This is a genomic window from Pseudomonas sp. HTZ2 (assembly GCF_033173945.1).
In the GTDB taxonomy this organism is placed as follows: Bacteria; Pseudomonadota; Gammaproteobacteria; order Pseudomonadales; family Pseudomonadaceae; genus Aquipseudomonas; species Aquipseudomonas guariconensis.
In genome coordinates this window covers 144,573-165,663 of the sequence record NZ_CP137332.1, presented here as the reverse complement: position 1 = coordinate 165,663, position 21,091 = coordinate 144,573, and the positions used below count along the sequence as shown (strand labels likewise).

Annotated in this window: 19 protein-coding genes; 10 read left to right on the top strand and 9 right to left on the bottom strand. The window is 63.5% G+C overall.

Annotated elements, in window-relative coordinates:
• Positions 1–8: 8 nt before the first annotated feature.
• A complete protein-coding gene (hisF, locus tag R6G97_RS00705) occupies positions 9–779 on the top strand; it encodes an imidazole glycerol phosphate synthase subunit HisF (protein WP_090346344.1) in 771 nt (256 codons plus the stop codon).
• A 123-nt stretch (positions 780–902) separates the two neighbouring features.
• Here the strand turns inward: hisF and choV are convergent, their stop codons facing one another.
• The 3 genes from choV to R6G97_RS00690 form a co-directional block, all read right to left on the bottom strand.
• Complete coding sequence (choV, locus tag R6G97_RS00700; RefSeq protein ID WP_043211048.1) at positions 903–2,081, bottom strand: choline ABC transporter ATP-binding protein; 1,179 nt, start codon at positions 2,079–2,081, stop codon at positions 903–905.
• Positions 2,078–2,926 (bottom strand): choline ABC transporter permease subunit, encoded by an 849-nt coding sequence (gene choW, locus R6G97_RS00695; RefSeq protein WP_177343688.1) that lies wholly within the window; start codon positions 2,924–2,926, stop codon positions 2,078–2,080. Before choW ends, choV begins: the two co-directional genes overlap by 4 nt.
• Positions 2,927–3,016: 90 nt before the next feature.
• The gene (locus R6G97_RS00690) at positions 3,017–3,964 is read right to left on the bottom strand and encodes a choline ABC transporter substrate-binding protein (RefSeq protein WP_090346341.1); all 948 of its coding nucleotides are present in this window, start codon (positions 3,962–3,964) and stop codon (positions 3,017–3,019) included.
• Between the two features lie 442 nt (positions 3,965–4,406).
• Here R6G97_RS00690 and R6G97_RS00685 point away from each other — a divergent pair, with 442 nt between their 5' ends.
• Both R6G97_RS00685 and R6G97_RS00680 read left to right on the top strand, forming a co-directional pair.
• Positions 4,407–5,783, top strand: coding sequence for an L-serine ammonia-lyase (locus R6G97_RS00685; protein WP_102081072.1), 1,377 nt, complete (start codon positions 4,407–4,409; stop codon positions 5,781–5,783).
• 389 nt (positions 5,784–6,172) lie between these two features.
• Positions 6,173–7,279, top strand: a complete 1,107-nt coding sequence (locus tag R6G97_RS00680; RefSeq protein ID WP_043211058.1) for a GlxA family transcriptional regulator — start codon at positions 6,173–6,175, stop codon at positions 7,277–7,279.
• A 90-nt stretch (positions 7,280–7,369) separates the two neighbouring features.
• Here the strand turns inward: R6G97_RS00680 and R6G97_RS00675 are convergent, their stop codons facing one another.
• From R6G97_RS00675 to choX, 5 genes are all read right to left on the bottom strand, one after another.
• Positions 7,370–7,627: a hypothetical protein gene (locus tag R6G97_RS00675; protein ID WP_043211060.1), complete on the bottom strand. Its 258-nt coding sequence runs from the start codon at positions 7,625–7,627 to the stop codon at positions 7,370–7,372.
• A gap of 364 nt (positions 7,628–7,991) precedes the next feature.
• Positions 7,992–8,462, bottom strand: coding sequence for a thioesterase family protein (locus R6G97_RS00670; protein ID WP_090346338.1), 471 nt, complete (start codon positions 8,460–8,462; stop codon positions 7,992–7,994).
• 10 nt (positions 8,463–8,472) lie between these two features.
• Positions 8,473–9,438, bottom strand: coding sequence for an L-carnitine dehydrogenase (locus R6G97_RS00665; protein WP_043211065.1), 966 nt, complete (start codon positions 9,436–9,438; stop codon positions 8,473–8,475).
• 18 nt (positions 9,439–9,456) lie between these two features.
• Positions 9,457–10,341 (bottom strand): 3-keto-5-aminohexanoate cleavage protein, encoded by an 885-nt coding sequence (locus R6G97_RS00660; RefSeq protein ID WP_043211067.1) that lies wholly within the window; start codon positions 10,339–10,341, stop codon positions 9,457–9,459.
• Between the two features lie 164 nt (positions 10,342–10,505).
• Positions 10,506–11,450: a choline ABC transporter substrate-binding protein gene (choX, locus tag R6G97_RS00655; RefSeq protein ID WP_043211069.1), complete on the bottom strand. Its 945-nt coding sequence runs from the start codon at positions 11,448–11,450 to the stop codon at positions 10,506–10,508.
• A gap of 146 nt (positions 11,451–11,596) precedes the next feature.
• Between choX and R6G97_RS00650 the strand changes: the two genes are divergently transcribed.
• The gene (locus R6G97_RS00650; RefSeq protein WP_090346336.1) at positions 11,597–12,541 is read left to right on the top strand and encodes a GlxA family transcriptional regulator; all 945 of its coding nucleotides are present in this window, start codon (positions 11,597–11,599) and stop codon (positions 12,539–12,541) included.
• Positions 12,542–12,589: 48 nt separating this feature from the next.
• Here R6G97_RS00650 and R6G97_RS00645 read toward each other — a convergent pair whose 3' ends face one another.
• On the bottom strand, positions 12,590–12,991 hold the full coding sequence (locus tag R6G97_RS00645) for a lysozyme inhibitor LprI family protein (protein WP_317847696.1): 402 nt from the start codon (positions 12,989–12,991) through the stop codon (positions 12,590–12,592).
• Between the two features lie 275 nt (positions 12,992–13,266).
• Here R6G97_RS00645 and R6G97_RS00640 point away from each other — a divergent pair, with 275 nt between their 5' ends.
• The 6 genes from R6G97_RS00640 (at position 13,267) to etfB (ending at position 21,072) form a co-directional block, all read left to right on the top strand.
• Positions 13,267–14,244 (top strand): dipeptidase, encoded by a 978-nt coding sequence (locus R6G97_RS00640; RefSeq protein ID WP_043211075.1) that lies wholly within the window; start codon positions 13,267–13,269, stop codon positions 14,242–14,244.
• Positions 14,245–14,321: 77 nt separating this feature from the next.
• Positions 14,322–14,852: a DUF5943 domain-containing protein gene (locus R6G97_RS00635; protein WP_043211077.1), complete on the top strand. Its 531-nt coding sequence runs from the start codon at positions 14,322–14,324 to the stop codon at positions 14,850–14,852.
• A 15-nt stretch (positions 14,853–14,867) separates the two neighbouring features.
• Complete coding sequence (gene dgcA, locus R6G97_RS00630; RefSeq protein ID WP_043211079.1) at positions 14,868–16,928, top strand: dimethylglycine demethylation protein DgcA; 2,061 nt, start codon at positions 14,868–14,870, stop codon at positions 16,926–16,928.
• 178 nt (positions 16,929–17,106) lie between these two features.
• Positions 17,107–19,059: a dimethylglycine demethylation protein DgcB gene (gene dgcB, locus R6G97_RS00625; RefSeq protein ID WP_090346333.1), complete on the top strand. Its 1,953-nt coding sequence runs from the start codon at positions 17,107–17,109 to the stop codon at positions 19,057–19,059.
• The gene (etfA, locus tag R6G97_RS00620) at positions 19,059–20,291 is read left to right on the top strand and encodes an electron transfer flavoprotein subunit alpha (RefSeq protein WP_043211083.1); all 1,233 of its coding nucleotides are present in this window, start codon (positions 19,059–19,061) and stop codon (positions 20,289–20,291) included. Before dgcB ends, etfA begins: the two co-directional genes overlap by 1 nt.
• A 10-nt stretch (positions 20,292–20,301) precedes the next feature.
• On the top strand, positions 20,302–21,072 hold the full coding sequence (etfB, locus tag R6G97_RS00615; protein WP_043211085.1) for an electron transfer flavoprotein subunit beta: 771 nt from the start codon (positions 20,302–20,304) through the stop codon (positions 21,070–21,072).
• Positions 21,073–21,091: the final 19 nt, after the last annotated feature.

Below are 21,091 nucleotides of genomic sequence, written 5' to 3'. Positions count from 1 at the left end.
GACAGAACATGGCACTGGCCAAGCGCATCATCCCTTGCCTGGACGTGGACAACGGCCGGGTGGTCAAGGGCGTCAAGTTCGAGAACATCCGCGATGCCGGCGACCCGGTGGAAATCGCGCGTCGCTACGACGAGCAGGGTGCTGACGAGATCACTTTCCTGGACATCACCGCCAGTGTCGATGGCCGTGACACCACCCTGCACACCGTCGAGCGCATGGCCAGCCAGGTGTTCATCCCGCTGACCGTGGGCGGTGGCGTGCGTACCGTGCAGGACATCCGCAACCTGCTCAACGCCGGCGCCGACAAGGTGTCGATCAACACCGCAGCAGTGTTCCACCCCGAGTTCGTGGGTGAGGCTGCCGAGCGTTTCGGTTCCCAGTGCATTGTCGTCGCCATCGACGCCAAGAAGGTCTCCGGCCCCGGCGAGGCGCCGCGTTGGGAGATCTTCACCCATGGCGGGCGCAAGCCGACCGGTCTGGATGCAGTGGCCTGGGCCAAGAAGATGGAAGGGCTGGGGGCCGGTGAGATCCTGCTCACCAGCATGGACCAGGACGGCATGAAGAGCGGTTTCGATCTGGGCGTGACCCGGGCCATCAGCGATGCAGTGGGTATTCCGGTGATCGCCTCGGGCGGTGTCGGCAACCTGCAACACCTGGCTGACGGCATCCTGGAAGGCCATGCCAGTGCGGTGCTGGCGGCGAGCATCTTCCACTTCGGTGAGTACACCGTGCCGGAAGCCAAGGCCTACATGGCTGCGCGCGGGATCGTCGTTCGCTGAACCACTGCCGGGAAGGCTTTGCCCTCCTGAAAAAACACAAGGCCGCTGTCACAGAGAGGGTGCAATACCTCCCCTGTGGCAGCGGCCTTGTGCCGTGACAGGGCCGCACAGCGGCCCCTGTCATTACCCGTGGTTCTTGCCCAGCAGCGCGTGATACAGCTCGCTGTCGCCGAGAATCCCCACCACCTTGTCGTTCTCCTGCAGCACCAGCTTGTTGCCGGTGTGGTAGCGGATCTGCAAGGCCTCGCGCATGCCGATATTGGCATTGACCAAGGTCGGTTTGCGGCCCAGGGTTTCCACATCCTGGCCCGGTACCCAGTTCTGCAGGTCCAGGCCGTTCTGGCCTTGGCGGGCGCGTTTGATCGAGTTGCCTTCGCCCAGGTCCAGCCAGGAATCACCGCCTGGGTCCAGGCATACCGAGCCGTTGACCCGCTTGCAGTTGTCCAGGCTGCGCATCAGGCTGCGACCGCACAGCACGTTGAGCGGATTGGTGTGGGCCACGAAGGTGCGTACATAGTCGTCGGCCGGGTTCAGGACGATTTCTTCAGGCTTGCTGTACTGGATGATCCGGCCATCTTTCATGATGGCGATACGGCTGCCCAGCTTGAGCGCCTCGTCTAGGTCGTGGCTGACGAACACGATGGTCTTGCTCAGCTTGTTCTGCAGCTCCAGCAACTCGTCCTGCAGGCCTTGGCGGATCAGCGGGTCGAGGGCCGAGAAGGGTTCGTCCATCAGCAGGATGTCTGCGTCCATGGCCAGCGCCCGGGCCAGGCCCACGCGCTGCTGCATGCCGCCGGAGAGCTCGTCGGGCTTCTTGTTGCGCCATTGAGTGAGGCCCACCAGCTCGAGCTTCTCATCGACCAGCTTGCGCCGCTCTTTCTCGGGACGGCCCTGCATTTCCAGGCCGAAGCTGATGTTCTCGCGCACGGTCAGCCAGGGCATCAGGGCGAACTTCTGGAACACCATGGCGATGCGCTTGGTGCGCATCATCTTCAGTTCCGCCGGGGTGCAGTGGGCGATGTCGATGTGCTTGCCTTCATGCTCGACGAACAGCTTGCCGCGGCTGACGGTATTCAGGCCGTTGATGCAGCGCAGCAGGCTCGACTTGCCCGAGCCGGACAGGCCCATGAGCACGCAGATCTCGCCTTTGTTGATGTCCAGGTTGGCTTTCTCGACGCCGACCACAAGGCCGGTCTTCTTGAGGATCTGCTCGCGGGTCTGGCCTTGGTCCAGCAGCGCCAGCGCTTCGCGTGGCTTGTTGGAGAAGATGACGTCGACGTCTTCGAAACGAATGATGCTCATGACTCACCTCGTGCCGGCAGCTCCGGTTGCTTGCAGATACGGTCCAGCATGATCGCCAGCAGCACGATCGCCAGGCCCGCCTCGAAGCCCAGGGCGATATCGGCGGTGTTCAGTGCGTTGACCACAGGTTTGCCGAGGCCGTCAGCGCCCACCAGGGCGGCGATCACGACCATCGACAACGACAGCATGATGCATTGGGTAACGCCCGCGGCAATGCTGGGCATCGCATGGGGCAGTTCGATGCGGGTCAGCAGCTGGCGGCGCGAGCAGCCAAAGGCCTTACCGGCGTCGAGCAGTTCCTGGGGCACATCGCAGATACCCAGGTAGGTGAGGCGGATCGGCGCGGCGATGGCGAACACCACCGTGGAGATCAACCCTGGCACCACGCCCAGGCCGAACAGGGTCAGGGTGGGGATCAGGTAAACGAAGGTAGGCACCGTCTGCATCAGGTCCAGGACGGGACGCATGGCGGTGTAGAACATCGGCTTGTGCGCAGCGACGATGCCCAGCGGCACGCCGATGGCCACGCATACCACGGTGGCGAAGGTGACCTGCGCCAGGGTCTCCATGGTTTCCTGCCAGTAGCCGAGGTTGAAGATCAGCAGGAAGGACAGCGCGACAAATGCCGTCAGCGCCCATTTGCGCTGGATCAGGTGCGCCAGGGCGGCGAACAAGGCGATGAGGATGTAGGGGTTGAACCAGGTCAGGGCGCTGGTGACCCCATGGATCATGAATTCCAGGCCCTGGGCGATGGCGTCGAAATAGTTGGCGCCGTTCTGGGTCAACCATTCGACGAATGAGGCGATGTACTGCCCCAGAGGTATTTTCTGATCGATAAGCATGATAGCGAGCTTCCACCTGCAAAGATTGAAATCAGTCCGGGGCGGGCGTTGGCCTGCCCCGAGGTAGTGCCAATTGCTACTGCATCCTTGTTGTTATTGCGTCAGTTTGGCCTTGGCCGCCTCCAGCCCGGGTTTGCCATCCACGGTCGTCACTCCGGCCAACCAGGTATCGAGCACTTGCGGGTTGTTCTTCAGCCACGCCTTGGCGGCTGCATCGGGTTTCATCTTGTCGTCCAGGACATTGCCCATCAGGGTGCTTTCCATGTCCAGGGTGAACGACAGGTTCTTCAGCAGTTGGCCGACGTTGCTGCATTCCTGCGTATAGCCCTTGCGGGTATTGGTCAGCACGGTCGCCTTGCCGAACTCGGGGCCGAAGAACTCGTCACCGCCGGACAGGTACTGCATCTTGAAGCGCTTGTTCATCGGGTGCGGTTCCCAGCCCAGGAACACCACCGCCTCGCCACGTTTCTGCGAGCGATCCACCTGCGACAGCATGCCTGCCTCGCTGGACTGCACCAGCTTGAAGCCGGCGTCCTTCAGGCCAAAGGCGTTCTTGTCGATCATGCTCTGGATGGTGCGGTTGCCGTCGTTGCCCGGCTCGATGCCGTAGATCTTGCCGCCCAGTTCGTTCTTGAACTTGGGAATGTCGGCGAAGTCCTTGAGGCCCTTGTCATACAGTGCTTGGGGTACGGCCAGGGTGTACTTGGCGTTCTCCAGGTTGGCGCGCACGGTTTCGACCGTGCCGGCGTCACGGTACTGCTTGATGTCGTTCTCCATGGTCGGCATCCAGTTGCCGAGGAACACATCCAGGTCCTTGCCGGCGGCCAGCGACTTGTAGGTCACCGGTACCGAGATCATGTTGGTGTGAGTCTTGTAGCCCAGGGCTTCGAGTACAACGCTGGTGACGGCGGTGGTCACGGTGATGTCGGTCCAGCCGACGTCAGAGAACCGTACCGTCTGACACTGCTCGGGCTCCACGGCCTGAGCCAACAGAGGTGTTGCGAGCATCGCGACCAGCAAGAGCGAGGGTGAACCTTTCATGGATGGACTCCTGTGATTTTTCTTCGGGTTTCCCGCGGGGCGCCGGGCTTTCTCTAGGCTCCGGTCGACCAGGCCTGCAGAGGGCAGGATGCGAGGCCGTGCAATACGAGTCGCTTTCGATAATCCCCCAGCGTTCGGCAATCGCCTACTGGTGGGGTCGTAACCAGTACAGGACGGGTCGCATCCAGTAAGGGCAATGTCGCATATGGATTTTTCCACCCTCTACCCTGCGTTTTTACGTCACCAGCCCCCTCGAAAGCGGCGCGCAAGGCGCCTGGAGCGGGCGGCGTTGCTGGACAAAAGTACGTCGGTTGCAGACGGCGGGTAGTGGGGCAAAAGCCCGATGATGCGTGCATTCGCGGCAACTCGCGGTATCAGCCTAGCAGTTGCGCAACCCGCCATACGCCGCGGGGAGACAAGCCCATCAAGAGGTGATTCGACAATGGCCATCAGCGTGTTCGACCTGTTCAAGATCGGTGTCGGGCCTTCCAGCTCCCACACCGTCGGCCCCATGCGTGCCGCTGCTCTGTTCGTCCAAGGGCTGCGCCAGCGCGGCGAGCTGGAACAGGTCAGGCGAGTGGAAGTCCGGTTGTATGGCTCGTTGTCGGCGACCGGCGTCGGCCACGGCACCGACAACGCCACCATCATGGGCCTGATGGGTGAGTGGCCCGACTCCATCGACCCTACGGTGATTGCCCCGCGCATCGCCGAACTGCGCGAAACCAGCACCTTGCAGCTCGATGGCCACCTGCCGGTCGAGTTCGTCTGGAGCCGCGACATGCTGCTGCTGGACGAGAACCTGCCGTACCACCCCAACGCCATGACCCTGATCGCCGAAGGCGCGCAAGGTGAGCTGCACCGTGACACCTACTACTCGGTCGGCGGGGGCTTCGTGGTCGACGCCGCCCAGGCCGCCAGCGGTGTGCTGGACGCTGACGAGACGGTGTTGCCCTACGATTTCAACAGCGCGGCCGAACTGCTGAGCCTGTGCAAGCAAAACGACCTGCGCGTGTCGCAATTGATGATGGAGAACGAAAAGGCCTGGCGCAGTGAGGAAGAAATCCGCGCTGGCCTGCTCAAGCTCTGGCACGCCATGCAGGAATGCGTGAACAACGGCCTCAAATACGAGGGCACCCTGCCTGGGGGGCTCAACGTACGACGCCGTGCCGCCAAGCTGCACCGCAGCCTGCAGGAGCTCGGCAAGCCCAATGTGATTGGCTCGACCATGAGCGCCATGGAGTGGGTCAACCTGTTCGCCCTGGCCGTCAATGAAGAGAACGCCGCGGGCGGGCGCATGGTGACTGCGCCTACCAATGGCGCGGCGGGCATCATTCCGGCGGTGTTGCACTACTACATGCGTTTCTCGGATGCAGTCGATGAATCCAACGTGGTGGATTTCTTCCTCGGCGCTGCCGCGGTGGGCATCCTGTGCAAGAAGAACGCTTCGATCTCCGGTGCCGAGGTCGGTTGCCAGGGCGAAGTCGGTTCGGCCTGCGCCATGGCCGCAGCCGGCTTGGCGGAGGTGTTGGGCGCCACCCCGCCGCAGTTGGAAAATGCTGCCGAAATCGCTCTGGAACACAACCTGGGCCTGACCTGCGACCCGGTCGGTGGTCTGGTCCAGGTGCCGTGCATCGAGCGCAATGCCATCGCTGCGGTCAAGGCGATCAACGCCGTGCAGATGGCCCTGCGCGGTGACGGCGAGCACTTCATCTCTCTCGACCAGGTGATTCGCACCATGCGTGATACCGGGGCCGACATGCACGACAAGTACAAGGAAACCTCGCGCGGCGGTCTGGCTGTCAGCGCCATCGAGTGCTGATGCCATTCTTGCCCCTTCTACGGTCGGTGCGCCCCAAATTGGCGCACCGATCGTTCCCTACCGGCTGTCAGTTGTCGCTACCAGAGGTGTCGTTGTCGGTGACACTTATGGATGTCGCTTCTGGGCATCCTTCCCAAAAGTGCTACTTAACTGCTCAGGGGTTACACGCAAAGGCGCTAGCGCGCCTGTTCGCGTTTTCCTACAAATCTGATGGAAAAGCTCTGACAGCCCTGATACGACGTCGTTTTTGGTTTTTTTTGAATGGTCGTTCAATTTCAGGCACGACCTTTGCGTTGTAGTTGGCAAAGCCCCTGCATACGAACTGGGGCCATGACAATAAAACAGTGCCAGCCTGAGGCACACCCTGCATTGTGTGAGGAGAAATCGCGATGACGTCGTACACCTCCGGGACCCCAACCCAGAACCGCACAGCTCCCCAGTCCATCGGGTTTCTCCTGCTGGATAATTTCACCCTGATTTCCCTCGCATCCGCCGTCGAGCCGCTGCGCATGGCCAATCAACTCTCCGGCCGTGAGCTGTACCGTTGGCACACCCTGACCGTCGATGGTGGTCAGGTCTGGGCCAGCGACGGTCTGCAGATCACGCCGGACGCGGCCATGCACAGCGCGCCGCCGATGGACACCGTGATCGTCTGCGGTGGTGTCGGCATCCAGCGCACCGTCACCCGCGAGCACGTCACCTGGCTGCAAGCCCAGGCGCGTCAGTCGCGTCGCCTTGGCGCGGTATGTACCGGTAGCTGGGCGCTGGCGTGTGCCGGGCTGCTCGATGGCTTCGATTGCAGCGTGCATTGGGAGTGTCTTGCTGCGATGCAGGAAGCCTTCCCGCGGGTGAACATGAGCACCCGCCTGTTCACCCTGGACCGTAACCGTTTCACCAGCTCCGGCGGCACCGCGCCGCTGGACATGATGTTGCACCTGATCAGCCGTGACCATGGCCGTGAGCTGTCGGCGGCGATCTCCGAGATGTTCGTCTACGAGCGCATCCGCAACGAACAGGACCACCAGCGCGTGCCGCTCAAGCACATGCTCGGCACCAACCAGCCGAAGCTGCAGGAGATCGTCGCGCTGATGGAGGCGAACCTGGAAGAGCCAATCGATCTGGATGAACTGGCGGTGTATGTATCGGTGTCGCGGCGCCAGCTCGAGCGGCTGTTCCAGAAGTACCTGCACTGCTCGCCGTCGCGGTACTACCTCAAGCTGCGCCTGATCCGCGCGCGGCAGCTGCTCAAGCAGACGCCTATGTCGATCATCGAAGTGGCTTCGGTGTGCGGGTTCGTTTCCACGCCGCACTTCTCCAAGTGCTATCGCGAGTACTTCGGTATTCCGCCGCGTGACGAGCGCGTGGGCTCCAATACCGCCCAGCAGGTGGCGATGATGCCGATCCCGCAGGCCATGGCACTGACCCCGCACAGCGGTCCGATGGCTTCGCTGAGCCAGGCGCGCAACGAGTCGACGTTTGCCAGCGTAAGGCTCTGACAAGCATTGCCGCTTCGCGGATAAACCCGTTCCCACAGGGATCATGTCGAGCCCTGCGGGAGCGGGTCGATCCGCGAAGCGATTCTGCAGTCAGGCGCGGTTCTTGAACTCTGCCAATGCTGGCAGCAGCTGCTTCTCGATGGCCTGGCGCACGGCCGGGAGGATGGTGGCGCTGCCGGTGTACATCTGCTCGACCATGCCTTTGAGCGCCCGTGCGTTGGGCTCGGTCAGCCCCCGCACCACGGCCTCGCACGCCTGCTCGGCACTGGCGCCCGCCGGAATTTCGAAGCCCCTGGAGCGCAGTTGGCCCAGCAGGTCTTCCTGATCAATCAAATCCGCATGCATCATGGCTGTTGTCCCTTTTATCGCTAAGAGAGTGCTGCTGTGATCTGCAACCGATTCTCTGACCAAGCCGACAGTGCGGCAAGGACAGAATGTCGCAATGGCTTCTTTGGCTAAGAACAGGTCGTTCCCGGCTAAATCCAGCAACCCGGGCTGCCCCACACTGGACGCATTCACGGCAAACGAGGGTTTGGTCACCCTCACTCGTGCAAAGTGGATGTTGCTCGCTCTCTTGGCCCCGGATGCTCACGGCTTTCCGGGGTTATTTTTTTGCCTGCGGGAAACCCTCGCGGGACAAGCCGCTCCTCCTGGATCGGAAGGAGCGGCTTGTCCCGCGATAGGGGGGGGCAGTAGCCCCAAGGGCCGTGTTTCAGCCAGGCAGTTGCATCACCCGCCCGACAAACGCTGCCGCTGGCAGGTCCCGTTGCTCATCCACCAACCCTTGAAGCAGGCCTGCGCTGCGTTCACTGAACGGTGCCGATTTCGGCCCCGCCAGGTCCACGTGCAGGAGCATCTGTTCGCTGGCCGCCAGGGCCTCGTCGAACCCCGCCCGGTGCAGGCTGTGATACAGGTGCAGGCGCTTGCGATCGAAGCCGATGATCTGTGTCTGCACCCACACTTCGGTGCCCAGCTTCACTTCGTGCAGGTAGTTGATGTGCGCCTCCAGGGTGAACAGTGAATTGCCGCTTTGCCCGCGGCTGTCGGCATCCAGGCCGATGCGCTCCATCAGCGCATCGGTGGCGTAGCTGAAGATCAGCAGGTAATAGGCATCGCGCAGATGCCCGTTGTAGTCGACCCAGTCTTCCTGGACGGGGGTGCGGTAGGTGATCAGTGCAGGCATTGCCGTTTCCTCAATCGCCGAAGGCCATGCCGTGGCGGGCCTTGCTGTTCTTCACTGCGTCGAGCACAGCGAGCAGGGTGTCATCCCGGTAGCGTTCCAGCGCGGCGATGCTGCGATCACCCAGTTGCTCCGAGGTGCCCTCGACCACATCGTCGATCAGCTTGTCGGTCAGCTCCGGCGCCGGCAGGTAGGTCCAGGGCAGCTTGAGCGCTGGGCCGAACTGCGCCATGAAGTGCCGCATGCCTGCGTCGCCCCCGGCCAAGGTATAGGTGAGGAAGGTGCCCATGAACGACCAGCGAAGGCCTGCGCCGAAGCGGATCGCATCGTCGATCTCGCCGGTGCTGGCCACCCCGTCGTTGACCAGGTGCAGGGCCTCTCGCCACAGCGCTTCAAGCAGTCGGTCGGCAATGAAGCCCGGCACTTCCTTGCGCACATGCAGCGGGCGCATGCCCAAGGCGGTGTAGATGGCCTTGGCCGCCTCGATGGCTTCGGGGGCGGTGTGCTGGCCACCGACGATTTCCACCAAGGGCAGCAGATACACCGGATTGAACGGGTGGCCCACCACGCAGCGCTCGGGGTGTGTGGCGGACTCATAGAACTCGCTGGGCAGCAGGCCCGAGGTGCTGGAGCCGATGATCGCGTTGGGCTTGGCCGCGGCGCTGATCTTGGCGTGCAGGTCGAGCTTCAGGTCCAGACGCTCCGGGGCGCTTTCCTGGATGAAATCGGCGTCACGTACGCATTCCTCGATGGTGGCCACGAACCGCAGGCGATCTTGTGAGGCGCCTGGCGCCAGGCCTTGTTTTTCCAAGGCTGGCCAGGCATTGGCGATACGTTTGCGCAAGGCCTGCTCGGCGCCTGGGGCTGGGTCCCAGGCGATCACGTCCAGGCCGTGGGCCAGGGCGCGGGCAACCCAGCCGCTGCCGATCACGCCGCTACCGAGGGCGGCGAAGGTCTTGATCTCGGTGATGAAAGTCATGGCGATTCTCCGGGAGGCTCAGCGGCGTTTGAGGTTCATTTTTTCGCGGCCTTCGGCCGGGGTCAGGACGCGAGCGCCCATGCGGGTGATGATCTCCACCGCGCGTTCGACCAACTGGCCGTTGCTGGCCAGCACGCCACGGTCCAGATAGAGGTTGTCTTCCAGGCCGACCCGCACGTTGCCGCCGAGCAGCACAGCCTGGGCCGCCATCGGCATCTGCATGCGGCCGATACCGAAACCGGCCCAGGTCACGCCGGCGGGCAGGTTGTCGACCATGGCCTTCATGGTGGTGGTGTCGGCTGGCGCGCCCCATGGGATGCCCAGGCACAGCTGGAACAGCGGATCGTCCAGCAGGCCTTCTTTCATCATCTGCTTGGCGAACCACAGGTGGCCGGTGTCGAAGATTTCAAGTTCGGCTTTCACGCCCAGTTCGGTGATGCGCTTGGCGCCGGCACGCAGTTGGCTCGGGGTCGAGACGTAGATGGCGTTGCCATCGCCGAAGTTGAGCGTGCCGCAGTCCAGGGTGCAGATTTCCGGGAGCAGGGCCTCGACGTGTGCCAAGCGCTCCAGCGGGCCGATCAGGTCGGTGCCTGGGCCGAATTCCATGGGCTTTTCGCCAGGGCCGATCTCCAGATCGCCACCCATGCCGGCGGTGAGGTTGACGATCACGTCCACGTCGGCTTCACGAATGCGCTCCATCACTTCGCGGTACAACGCCACGTCGCGGCTGAAGCGGCCAGTCTGTGGATCGCGGACGTGGCAGTGGACCACGGTGGCGCCGGCCTTGGCGGCTTCGATGGCGGACTCTGCGATCTGTTTGGGTGTGACCGGGACGAGGTGGCTCTTGGCGACGGTGTCGCCGGCGCCGGTCAGTGCACAGGTGATGATGACGTCATGGTTCATGGCGCGGATCCTTCAGGGTATGTCTGTGAGGTCGGTGGTGTGGCTTTCGCGGGTGGACCCGCTCCCATTGGGCCTAGGTGAGCCCTGGGGGCGCGGGGCAACCTCGCTTCCACAGGCGCAGCATCGTGTGTTGTGGGGAGCGGGTTACCCGCGAACCGGTAGAGTCAGTTGGCGCTGAGACTCAGGTTCTCAGCCGCCGGCTTGCCGTCGAAGGTGGTCACGCCTTCGAGCCAGCGTGCCTTGTCCTCGGGGTGGTCCTTGAGCCACTGGCGGGCGGATTCCAGCGGATCCTTGTGATCGAGCAGCGGCTGCATCATGCGGCTCTCGTCCTCGGCACTGAAACTCAGGTTGGCCAGCAGCCGGTGGGCGTTGGGGCAGCGCTCGGCGTAGTCGGGCGCGGTGACGGTCCAGACCGTGGCGCGGCCTTCGTCAGGGCCCAGGGCGTCCTGGCTGCCGCCCAGGTAGACCATGTCGAGGTTCACGTTCATTGGGTGCGGCGCCCAGCCGAAGAACACCACCGCCTGCTTGCGCCGCACGGCGCGGTCGACGGCGGCGAGCATGCCGGCCTCGCTGGACTCGACCAGCTGGAACTTGCCCAGGCCGAACTGGTTCTTGGCGATCATCGCTTTGATCTGGGTGTTGGCGCCGGAGCCGGGCTCGATGCCGTAGATCTTGCCGCCCAGCTCCTTCTCGAACTTGTGGATGTCGGCGAACGTCTTCAGGCCCTTGTCGGCCAGGTATTTCGGTACCGCCAGGGTGGCTCGCGCATCTTCCAGGCTGGGCTTGTCGAGGACCTTGACCTGCCCGGCCTGGACGAACGGTGTGATGGTCTGGGTCATGATCGGGTTCCAGTAGCCCAGGAACATGTCCAGGCGCTTGTCGCGGATACCGGCGAAGATGATCTGCTGCGACGCGCTGGTCTGTTTGGTCTGGTAACCCAACCCATCGAGCAGGACCTGGGCCATGGCGCTGGTGGCGATGACATCGGTCCAGTTGACCACGCCAAGGCGCACGTCTTTGCAGGCGGCGGGCTCGGCGGCCAGGAGGGGAGTGGCGAGGGTGCTGCTCAACGCGAGGGACAACAAGCTGCGGCGGATGAAGCTGTGCATGGTGGCTCTCCAACGGCAGTGCATATTGTTATTGGGGCCGGCCTCTGCGGGCCGTGTGAACACGCTACGCTGGTGGCGGGGTGGAAATTCGCACTCTGACGACCAAGAGTTGCACGGAAGCGACCACTTTTCCCGTGGAGCATGCAATGTCTGAAATCATTCACTTTCTGCTGTTGCCCGGCTTTTCGGCAATGGGCTTCATCAGTGCCCTGGAGCCTCTGCGCGTGGCCAACCGCTTCCGTGGCCCGCTGTACCGCTGGCGCGTGTTGAGCCTCGATGGCGGTGCAGTGCAGGCCAGCAACGGCATGTCGGTGAACGCCGATGGCGTGCTGGGGGAGGGGGAGGCGGCGCGCATGCTGCTGATCGTGGCCGGCTTCGAACCACTGGCCTGCTATGGCGCGCAATTGCACCAAGTGCTGCGCCGTCTGGACCATGAAGGCGTGTTGCTGGGTGGCATCGATACCGGGGCGATGGTGCTGGCCGAAGCCGGGCTGCTCGATGGGCACCGGGCGACCGTGCATTGGGAGGCGTTGGAAGCCTTCAAGGAGCGCTACCCCAGGTTGCAGGCCACCCAGGAGCTGTTCGAAATCGATCGACGACGCATCACCTGCGCCGGCGGCACCGCGTCCATCGACCTGATGCTCGACCTGATCGCCCAGACCCATGGCAGTGAATTGGCGGTGCAGGTGTCGGAGCAGTTCGTGCTCGGACGTATCCGTCCGCGACAGGATCACCAGCGCATGCAGATCGCGTCGCGCTACGGCATCAACAACAAGAAGCTGGTGCGGGTGATCGGCGAGATGGAGCGCAACACCGAGCAGCCGCTCAATACCGAGATCCTGGCCGATGCCGTGCAGATCACCCGGCGTCAGCTGGAGCGACTGTTCCGCCTGCACCTGGACGACACGCCCAGTGGTTTCTATTTGCGACTGCGCCTGGACAAGGCCAGGCAGCTGTTACGCCAGACCGACATGAGCGTGCTGGAGGTGAGCATCGCCTGTGGATTCGAGTCGGCGTCGTATTTCACCCGTTGCTATCGGGCGCGGTTCGAGCGATGTCCGCGGGAGGATCGGTTGGTCAAGGTTACCTGATCTCGGGATTGTGACCGCTCAACCCAGGGCCGCGCAGCGGCCCCAGGATCACTGCTGTCCGATGGACTGCAAGTACTCGGAACGGTCATCGCTGCGCTGGGCCACGCAGGTGTTCCAGGCTGCCTCGAAGGCCTTGCTGCCGGGCTTCTCGGCAAAGGTCTCGACTTTGCAGTCGGCGTCGCGCAATTGGGTCCACAGGGTCTCGGCTGCCTGCAGGCGGGCGGTCAATTGCTGGACCTTGTCGTTTTCGTCCGGGTACTGGTCGGTAATGCGCTGGATGAGATCGTCAAAGGCCGATTTGAGCTCCCGCTCGGCGGTCTGCTTGTTGTAGGCAGCGCAGGCGTAGTTCTGCGCGTCGGTCTCGACGTTGTCGCAGGGCGTGCTGCCTTCCTCGCTCGCCTGGGCGCCCAGGGCGACGGCCACCAGGGCCAGCCATGCCATTGATTTCATCCGTTTTCTCCTCAACAGGCTGACGAATCGCAGGGATTCTCGCTCAGCGCGAAGCGCGGCGGTAGATCCCTGAAGAAAAGTTCATGGAAGGCGCTTATCGAGACTCGCTCTCATTGCCAAATCCCGCGGCAGCGTAGGCCTTTGAACGTCTTGACGCTTTCGGCAAACCCCCTGTCGTTTTTGCATCGGGGCGCCTCGGGCCGCAGGCATATGCTGGCCCCAAAGCGCCGGCACAAGGTTTGGCGCAAGCGAACTCTATAAAAGGGGACAGCCTGATGAGCCCAGCCGAACTGCACGCCGACAGCATCGTCATCGACGGTCTGATCATTGCCAAGTGGAACCGCGAACTGTTCGAGGACATGCGCAAAGGCGGCCTCACCGCGGCCAACTGCACGGTATCGGTCTGGGAAGGCTTCAAGGCGACTGTCGACAACATCGCCGCCAGTCAGAAGCTGATCCGCGAGAACAGCGACCTGGTCATGCCGGTGCGCACCACCGCCGATATCCGCAAGGCCAAGGAGCTGGGCAAGACCGGCATCCTGTTCGGCTTCCAGAACGCCCATGCGTTCGAAGACCAGATCGCCTACGTCGATGTGTTCAAGCAGCTGGGCGTTGGCATCGTGCAGATGTGCTACAACACCCAGAACCTGGTAGGCACCGGCTGCTACGAGCGTGATGGTGGCCTGTCGGGCTTCGGTCGCGAGATCGTCGCCGAGATGAACCGCGTCGGCATCATGTGCGACCTCTCCCACGTCGGCTCCAAGACCAGCGAGGAAGTCATCCTCGAGTCGAAGAAGCCGGTCTGCTACTCCCACTGCCTGCCTTCGGGCCTCAAAGAGCACCCGCGCAACAAGTCCGACGAAGAGCTGAAGTTCATCGCCGACCACGGTGGTTTCGTGGGTGTGACCATGTTCGCGCCGTTCCTGGCCAAAGGCATCGACTCGACCATCGACGACTACGCCGAGGCGATCGAGTACACCATGAACATCGTCGGTGAAGACGCCATCGGTATCGGTACCGACTTCACCCAGGGCCACGGCCAGGAGTTCTTCGAGTACCTGACCCACGACAAGGGGTACGCCCGTCGCCTGACCAACTTCGGCAAGATCATCAACCCGCTGGGGATCCGCACTGTCGGCGAATTCCCGAACCTCACCGAGACCTTGCTCAAGCGCGGCCACTCCGAGCGTGTGGTACGCAAGATCATGGGTGAGAACTGGGTAAACGTATTGAAAGACGTCTGGGGCGAGTAAGCCGCTCTCCAAGCCTGAAAGCCCCGGCCAGCAACGTCGGGGCAACCCAATAAAAATTTTGATGGAGTTGAGTTTCCATGGCCAAGATCGCCCCGCAATTGCCAATCGAAGTCGATACCGAGACTGGTGTCTGGACCACCGACGCCCTGCCGATGCTGTATGTGCCGCGTCATTTCTTCGTCAACAACCACATCGGCATCGAGGAAGTGCTGGGCGCTGACGCCTACGCCGAGATCCTCTACAAGGCCGGTTACAAGTCCGCCTGGCACTGGTGCGAAAAAGAGGCCGAGTGCCATGGCCTGGAAGGCGTCGCGGTGTTTGAGCACTACATGAAACGCCTGTCCCAGCGTGGTTGGGGCCTTTTCGAGATCCAGGACATCGACCTGGATAAAGGCACCTGCAGCGTCAAGCTCAAGCACTCGGCTTTCGTCTACGTCTATGGCAAGTGCGGCCGCAAGGTCGACTACATGTTCACCGGCTGGTTCGCTGGCGCCATGGATCAGATTCTCGCCGCGCGCGGCAGCTCCATTCGGACCGTGGCCGAGCAGGTCTACGGTGGTTCGGAAGAAGGCCACGACGACGGCCTGTTCATCGTCAAGCCGTTGTAAGTCGGAGAGAGCGTCATGGCATTCGAAGCAATGTTCCAGCCGATCCAGATCGGCAAACTGACCATCCGCAACCGCGTGCTCAGCACCGCGCACGCCGAGGTCTACGCCACCGACGGCGGCATGACCACCGAGCGTTACGTCAAGTATTACGAAGAGAAGGCCAAGGGCGGCATCGGCCTGGCCATCTGCGGTGGCTCGTCCGTGGTGGCGATCGACAGCCCGCAGGAATGGTGGTCTTCGGTGAACCTGTCCACCGACCGGATCATCCCGCACTTCCAGAACCTGGCCGACGCCATGCACAAGCATGGCGCCAAGATCATGATCCAGATTACCCACATGGGTCGTCGTTCGCGTTGGGACGGCTTCAACTGGCCGACCCTGATGTCGCCGTCTGGCATTCGTGAACCCGTGCACCGCGCTACCTGCAAGACCATCGAGGTCGAAGAGATCTGGCGTGTGATCGGCAACTACGCCCAGGCCGCACGCCGGGCGAAGGAAGGTGGACTGGACGGCGTCGAGCTGTCGGCTGTGCACCAGCACATGATCGACCAGTTCTGGAGCCCGCGGGTCAACAAGCGTACCGACGAATGGGGCGGTACCTTCGAAGGCCGCATGAAGTTCGGCCTGGAAGTGCTCAAGGCCGTGCGTGCCGAGGTAGGCCCTGACTTCTGCGTGGGTATGCGTATCTGTGGTGACGAATTCCACCCCGATGGCCTGAGCCACGAGGACATGAAGCAGATCGCCGCCTACTACGACGCCACCGGCATGATCGATTTCATCGGCGTGGTCGGCTCGGGTTGCGACACCCACAACACCCTGGCCAACGTCATCCCGAACATGAGCTACCCGCCGGAGCCGTTCCTGCACCTGGCGGCCGGCATCAAGGAAGTGGTCAAGGTCCCGGTGCTGCATGCGCAGAACATCAAGGACCCGAACCAGGCGACCCGCATCCTGGAAGGCGGCTACGTGGACATGGTCGGTATGACCCGCGCCCACATGGCCGACCCGCACCTGATCGCCAAGATCAAGATGGGTCAGATCGACCAGATCAAGCAGTGCGTCGGTGCCAACTACTGCATCGACCGCCAGTACCAAGGCCTGGACGTACTGTGCATCCAGAACGCCGCGACCTCCCGTGAATACATGGGCGTGCCGCACATCATCGAAAAGACCACCGGGCCCAAGCGCAAGGTGGTGGTGGTCGGCGCCGGTCCTGCCGGTATGGAGGCCGCACGCGTGGCCGCCGAGCGTGGCCACGATGTGACCCTGTTCGAGAAGAAGGACCAGATCGGCGGGCAGATCACCATCGCCGCCAAGGCACCGCAGCGCGACCAGATCGCCGGTATCACCCGCTGGTACCAGCTGGAGCTGGCGCGTCTGAAGGTCGACTTGCGCCTGGGCACCGCCGCTGATGCCGAAACCATCATGGACCTGCGTCCGGATGTGGTCGTGCTGGCTGTGGGTGGGCACTCGTTCCTGGAGCAGAACGAACACTGGGGCGCTGCCGAAGGGCTGGTGGTCAGCAGCTGGGATGTGCTCGACGGCAAGGTTGCGCCGGGCAAGAACGTGTTGGTGTACGACACCATCTGCGAATTCACCGGTATGTCCGTCGCCGACTTCATCGCCGACAAGGGCAGCCAGGTGGAGATCGTCACCGATGACATCAAGCCGGGCGTCGCGATGGGCGGTACCACCTTCCCGACCTACTACCGCAGCATCTACCCCAAAGAAGTGATCATGACCGGCGACATGATGCTGGAAAAGGTCTACCGCGAAGGCGACAAGCTGGTGGCGGTGCTGGAGAACGAATACACCGGCGCCAAGGAAGAGCGCGTGGTCGACCAAGTGGTGGTGGAAAACGGCGTGCGTCCCGACGAGCAGCTGTACTACGCACTGAAGGAAGGTTCGCGCAACAAGGGCCAGATCGATATCGAAGCGCTGTTCGCCATCAAGCCGCAGCCGATCCTCAGCCAGCCGGGCGAGGGCTACCTGCTGTATCGCATCGGCGACTGCGTGGCCCAGCGTAACGTCCACGCGGCGATCTACGACGCCTTGCGCCTGTGCAAGGACTTCTGATCGTTAACAGTCGTCGCCACTGAGCGCGGCCCCTGTGGGAGCGGGTTTACCCGCGAAAGCGTCAGCACGAGCAACATGGTTGTCTGATCTGACGCATTCGCGGGTAAACCCGCTTCCCACAAGGGGCCGATCCAGCCGCCAGGGCGGTGCAAGAATCCAGCTGTTGTGGGAGCCTCCCATGTTGAACACCCTTCTACCCATCCTGCTGTTCGCTGCCCTTGGCCTGGCGGTGCTCGGCGCCCTGCGCCGGGTGCGCATGTGGCGGCGTGGTCGACCTTCGAAGGTCAACCTGATCGGCGGCCTGCTGGCCATGCCGCGGCGCTATCTGGTGGATCTGCACCATGTGGTCGAGCGCGACAAGTACATGTCCAAGACCCACGTGGCCACCGCCGGCGGCTTCGTGCTGTCGGCCGTGCTGGCGATCCTGGTCCATGGCTTTGGCCTGCAGAGCAAGATCCTCGGCTACGCCTTGCTGGCGGCCACGGTGCTGATGTTCTGTGGCGCCCTGTTCGTCTTCAAGCGTCGCCTGAACCCGCCTTCGCGCCTGTCCAAGGGCCCGTGGATGCGCCTGCCCAAGAGCTTGCTGGTGTTCGCCGCGAGCTTCTTCATCGCCACGCTGCCTGTTGCCGGCATCCTGCCTGAAGGTACCGGTGGTTGGCTGCTGGTCGCCGTGCTGGGCGTGGGCGTGCTGTGGGGCGTGTCGGAGCTGTTCTTCGGCATGACCTGGGGCGGCCCGATGAAGCACGCCTTCGCCGGTGCCCTGCACCTGGCCTGGCACCGCCGCGCCGAGCGTTTCGGTGGTGGTCGCTCCACCGGCCTCAAGCCGCTGGACCTGGAAGACCCGAACGCGCCGCTGGGCGTGGAAAAACCCGTGGACTTCACCTGGAACCAACTGCTCGGCTTCGATGCCTGCGTGCAGTGCGGCAAGTGCGAGGCGATGTGCCCTGCATTCGCCGCCGGCCAGCCGCTGAACCCGAAAAAACTCATCCAGGACATGGTCATTGGTCTTGCCGGTGGCACCGACGCACAGTTCGCCGGCAGCCCTTATCCGGGCAAGCCGATCGGCGAGCATGGCGGTCACCCGCATCAGCCGATCGTCAATGGCCTGGTCGACGCCGAGACCCTGTGGTCGTGCACCACCTGCCGCGCCTGCGTCGAGGAATGCCCGATGATGATCGAGCACGTCGATGCCATCGTCGACATGCGCCGTCACCTGACCCTGGAAAAAGGCGCGACCCCGAACAAGGGCGCCGAGGTGCTGGACAACCTGATCGCCACCGACAACCCTGGCGGCTTCAACCCAGGCGGTCGGATGAACTGGGCGGCCGACCTCAATCTCAAGCTGATGTCCGAGGTCAAGAGCACCGAGGTGCTGTTCTGGGTCGGTGATGGTGCCTTCGACATGCGCAACCAGCGCACCCTGCGGGCCTTCGTCAAAGTCCTCAAGGCCTCCGGTGTGGACTTCGCCGTGCTCGGCCTGGAAGAGCGTGACAGCGGCGACGTGGCGCGCCGGCTGGGCGATGAGGCGACTTTCCAGCAACTGGCCAAGCGCAACATCCAGACACTGAACAAGTACCGCTTCCAGCGCATCGTCACCTGCGACCCGCATAGCTTCCATGTGCTGAAGAACGAGTACGGCGCCTTGGGCGGTGAGTACCAGGTACAGCACCACAGCACCTACATCGCCGAACTCATTGCGGCCAACAAGCTCAACCTGGGCCAGCACAAGGGTGGCAGCGTCACCTATCACGATCCGTGCTACCTGGGCCGTTACAACGGCGAGTACGAGGCGCCTCGCGATGTGCTCAAGGCCCTCGGCATCGAGGTTCGCGAGATGGAACGCTCCGGCTTCCGCTCCCGTTGCTGTGGCGGTGGCGGCGGTGCGCCGATCACCGACATCCCGGGCAAGCAGCGTATCCCTGACATGCGCATGGACGACATCCGCACGACCGAGGCAGAGCTGGTGGCCGTGGGTTGCCCACAGTGCACCGCGATGCTCGAAGGCGTGGTCGAACCCCGTCCGCAGATCAAGGACATCGCCGAGCTCGTCGCCGACGTGCTGATCGAGGACGACGCTCCTGCCAGCGCCAAATCCCAAGCGGCCAAACGTGAACCTGCGGAGGTGCACTGATGAGCGACATCATCCGCCGCGACCCTCGTGCCGAGTGGATCGCCCGTAACCGTCTGCATCCGCTGCACGCGGCGATGCAGACGCAACAGACCCGCTGGATGGGGCCCAACGGCCTCATCCGCAAGAACCCCCATGCGATCGCCGCCGGCTTCATCGGCCCCAACGGCCTCAAGCGCATCGACCGAAGCGGCGCCCAACAGGGCACCGCTGGCGGCGGTCGCCGCACTGCAGCGGCCGAGGTGCAGCTGCCGCTGCATCAGGTCGCGCAGCCGGCGTTCTATATCGCCGTGGTTCCGGACATGGTCGGTGGTCGCCTGGGCAGCCACGACCGCGACCTGCTGGGCCTGGCCCACAGTCTGGCCGGCAGCGACGGCGCCGTCCTGGCGATCGTGTTCGGCGAACACAAGGAAAGCAACTTTTCCACAGCCGGCGTCGACCGGTTGCTGGTCATCGAAGGCGAAGCGTTCGAAGGTTATGCACCGGAGCAGTTGGTGCAGGGTCTGCGCGCTGTGGATAACCAGTTCACCCCGCGCCACTGGCTGCTGCCAGACAGCCGCACCGGTGGTGGCGAGCTCGGCCGGCGCCTGGCCGCCGCGTTGGGCGAACGCCCGGCGACGCGGGTATGGCAAGTCAAGGACGGCCAGTGCATCGGCCGAGCCGGGGCGGGCCAGCAGGACCTGCAGCGCGGTCTGCCGCGCCTGATCCTGGCGGCGGCCGAATGCTCCGACCCGGTCAGCGAAACCCGTCACGAAGCGCTGCCGGTGGAATTGTCCACAAGCGTGGCGCGCAGCCTGTCGCGTATCGAAGACCTGGGCCCGGTGGCGGTGGATCCTGCGGCCATCGCCATGGCCGAATCGGAGTTCATCGTCTCCGGCGGCAACGGCGTCAAGGATTGGGATCTGTTCCACAAGGCGACCGCCGCCCTCGGTGCTACCGAAGGCGCTTCGCGGGTGGCGGTGGACGATGGTTTCATGCCCCGCAACCGCCAGGTGGGTGCCACCGGTACCTGGGTCACGGCACGTGTCTATGTGGCTGTGGGTATCTCCGGGGCGATCCAGCACCTGCAGGGCATCGGCGCCTGCGACAAGGTGGTGGCGGTGAACATGGACCCAGGCTGCGACATGATCAAACGGGCGGACCTGTCGGTGATTGGCGACAGTTCGGCGATTCTCCAGGCGTTGATCGAGGCTGTGGACAACTACCGCAGCGCCGGTCAGCGCGACGCGGCATAAGGGCACGAGCATGAGTACGAAAGTCATCAGCCTGGTCTCCATCGGCGCTCACCCCAGCTCCGGCCGCACCCGTCGTGCCGAGCAGGACTCACGTGCCGTCGAGCTGGGTTTGCAGCTGGCTGGGGATAACTTGCAGGTGGTGCATGCCGGCGATCCTCGCGAGGAAGCGCTGCGCGCATACCTGGGCATGGGCCTGGATCATCTGGATGTGCTGGAGCAGCCGGCAGGTGCCGATGTGCTCGGCGTGCTGGGCGATTACCTGCGCGACGCCGGGGCACAACTGGTGCTGACCGGCAGCCAGGCGGAAACCGGCGAAGGCTCGGGCATGTTGCCGTTCTTGCTGGCCGAGCGCCTGGGCTGGCCACTGGTGGTGGGCCTGGCTGAGGTCGAGTCCATCGACAACGGCACCGCGCAAGTCCTGCAGGCCTTGCCACGTGGGCAGCGGCGTCGGCTGAAGGTGCGCCTGCCGCTCTTGGCGACTGTGGATAACGCGGCGCCCAAGCCACGCCAGAGCGCCTTTGGCCCCGCGCGCCGGGGCGTGTTGGCGGCGCGCAACGTGGCGGTGGTCGAGGATGAACTGCTGGCCGATGCCGAGCTGCAGCCGGCCCGTCCACGGCCCAAGCGGCTGAAGGTGATCAAGGCCAAGAGTGGCGCCGACCGCATGAAAGCCGCTACGGCCAAGGCCAGCGGTGGGGGCGGCAAGGTGCTCAAGGATGTTTCTCCACAAGAAGGCGCCGAGGCGATCCTGAAGCTGCTGGTGGAAGAAGGGGTGCTGCGCTAGCGGTTGCCCGTTCAAGAGC

Coding starts and splice junctions, on each gene's coding strand:
- R6G97_RS00665 (WP_043211065.1), bottom strand. CDS start 9,438: ATGACTTTCATCACCGAGATCAAGACCTTCGCCGCCCTCGGTAGCGGC.
- R6G97_RS00645 (WP_317847696.1), bottom strand. CDS start 12,991: ATGAAATCAATGGCATGGCTGGCCCTGGTGGCCGTCGCCCTGGGCGCC.
- etfB (WP_043211085.1), top strand. CDS start 20,302: ATGAGTACGAAAGTCATCAGCCTGGTCTCCATCGGCGCTCACCCCAGC.
- dgcA (WP_043211079.1), top strand. CDS start 14,868: ATGGCATTCGAAGCAATGTTCCAGCCGATCCAGATCGGCAAACTGACC.
- R6G97_RS00685 (WP_102081072.1), top strand. CDS start 4,407: ATGGCCATCAGCGTGTTCGACCTGTTCAAGATCGGTGTCGGGCCTTCC.
- R6G97_RS00680 (WP_043211058.1), top strand. CDS start 6,173: ATGACGTCGTACACCTCCGGGACCCCAACCCAGAACCGCACAGCTCCC.
- etfA (WP_043211083.1), top strand. CDS start 19,059: ATGAGCGACATCATCCGCCGCGACCCTCGTGCCGAGTGGATCGCCCGT.
- choV (WP_043211048.1), bottom strand. CDS start 2,081: ATGAGCATCATTCGTTTCGAAGACGTCGACGTCATCTTCTCCAACAAG.
- R6G97_RS00640 (WP_043211075.1), top strand. CDS start 13,267: ATGAGCCCAGCCGAACTGCACGCCGACAGCATCGTCATCGACGGTCTG.
- hisF (WP_090346344.1), top strand. CDS start 9: ATGGCACTGGCCAAGCGCATCATCCCTTGCCTGGACGTGGACAACGGC.
- R6G97_RS00670 (WP_090346338.1), bottom strand. CDS start 8,462: ATGCCTGCACTGATCACCTACCGCACCCCCGTCCAGGAAGACTGGGTC.
- R6G97_RS00690 (WP_090346341.1), bottom strand. CDS start 3,964: ATGAAAGGTTCACCCTCGCTCTTGCTGGTCGCGATGCTCGCAACACCT.
- R6G97_RS00635 (WP_043211077.1), top strand. CDS start 14,322: ATGGCCAAGATCGCCCCGCAATTGCCAATCGAAGTCGATACCGAGACT.
- choX (WP_043211069.1), bottom strand. CDS start 11,450: ATGCACAGCTTCATCCGCCGCAGCTTGTTGTCCCTCGCGTTGAGCAGC.
- dgcB (WP_090346333.1), top strand. CDS start 17,107: ATGTTGAACACCCTTCTACCCATCCTGCTGTTCGCTGCCCTTGGCCTG.
- R6G97_RS00675 (WP_043211060.1), bottom strand. CDS start 7,627: ATGATGCATGCGGATTTGATTGATCAGGAAGACCTGCTGGGCCAACTG.
- R6G97_RS00660 (WP_043211067.1), bottom strand. CDS start 10,341: ATGAACCATGACGTCATCATCACCTGTGCACTGACCGGCGCCGGCGAC.
- R6G97_RS00650 (WP_090346336.1), top strand. CDS start 11,597: ATGTCTGAAATCATTCACTTTCTGCTGTTGCCCGGCTTTTCGGCAATG.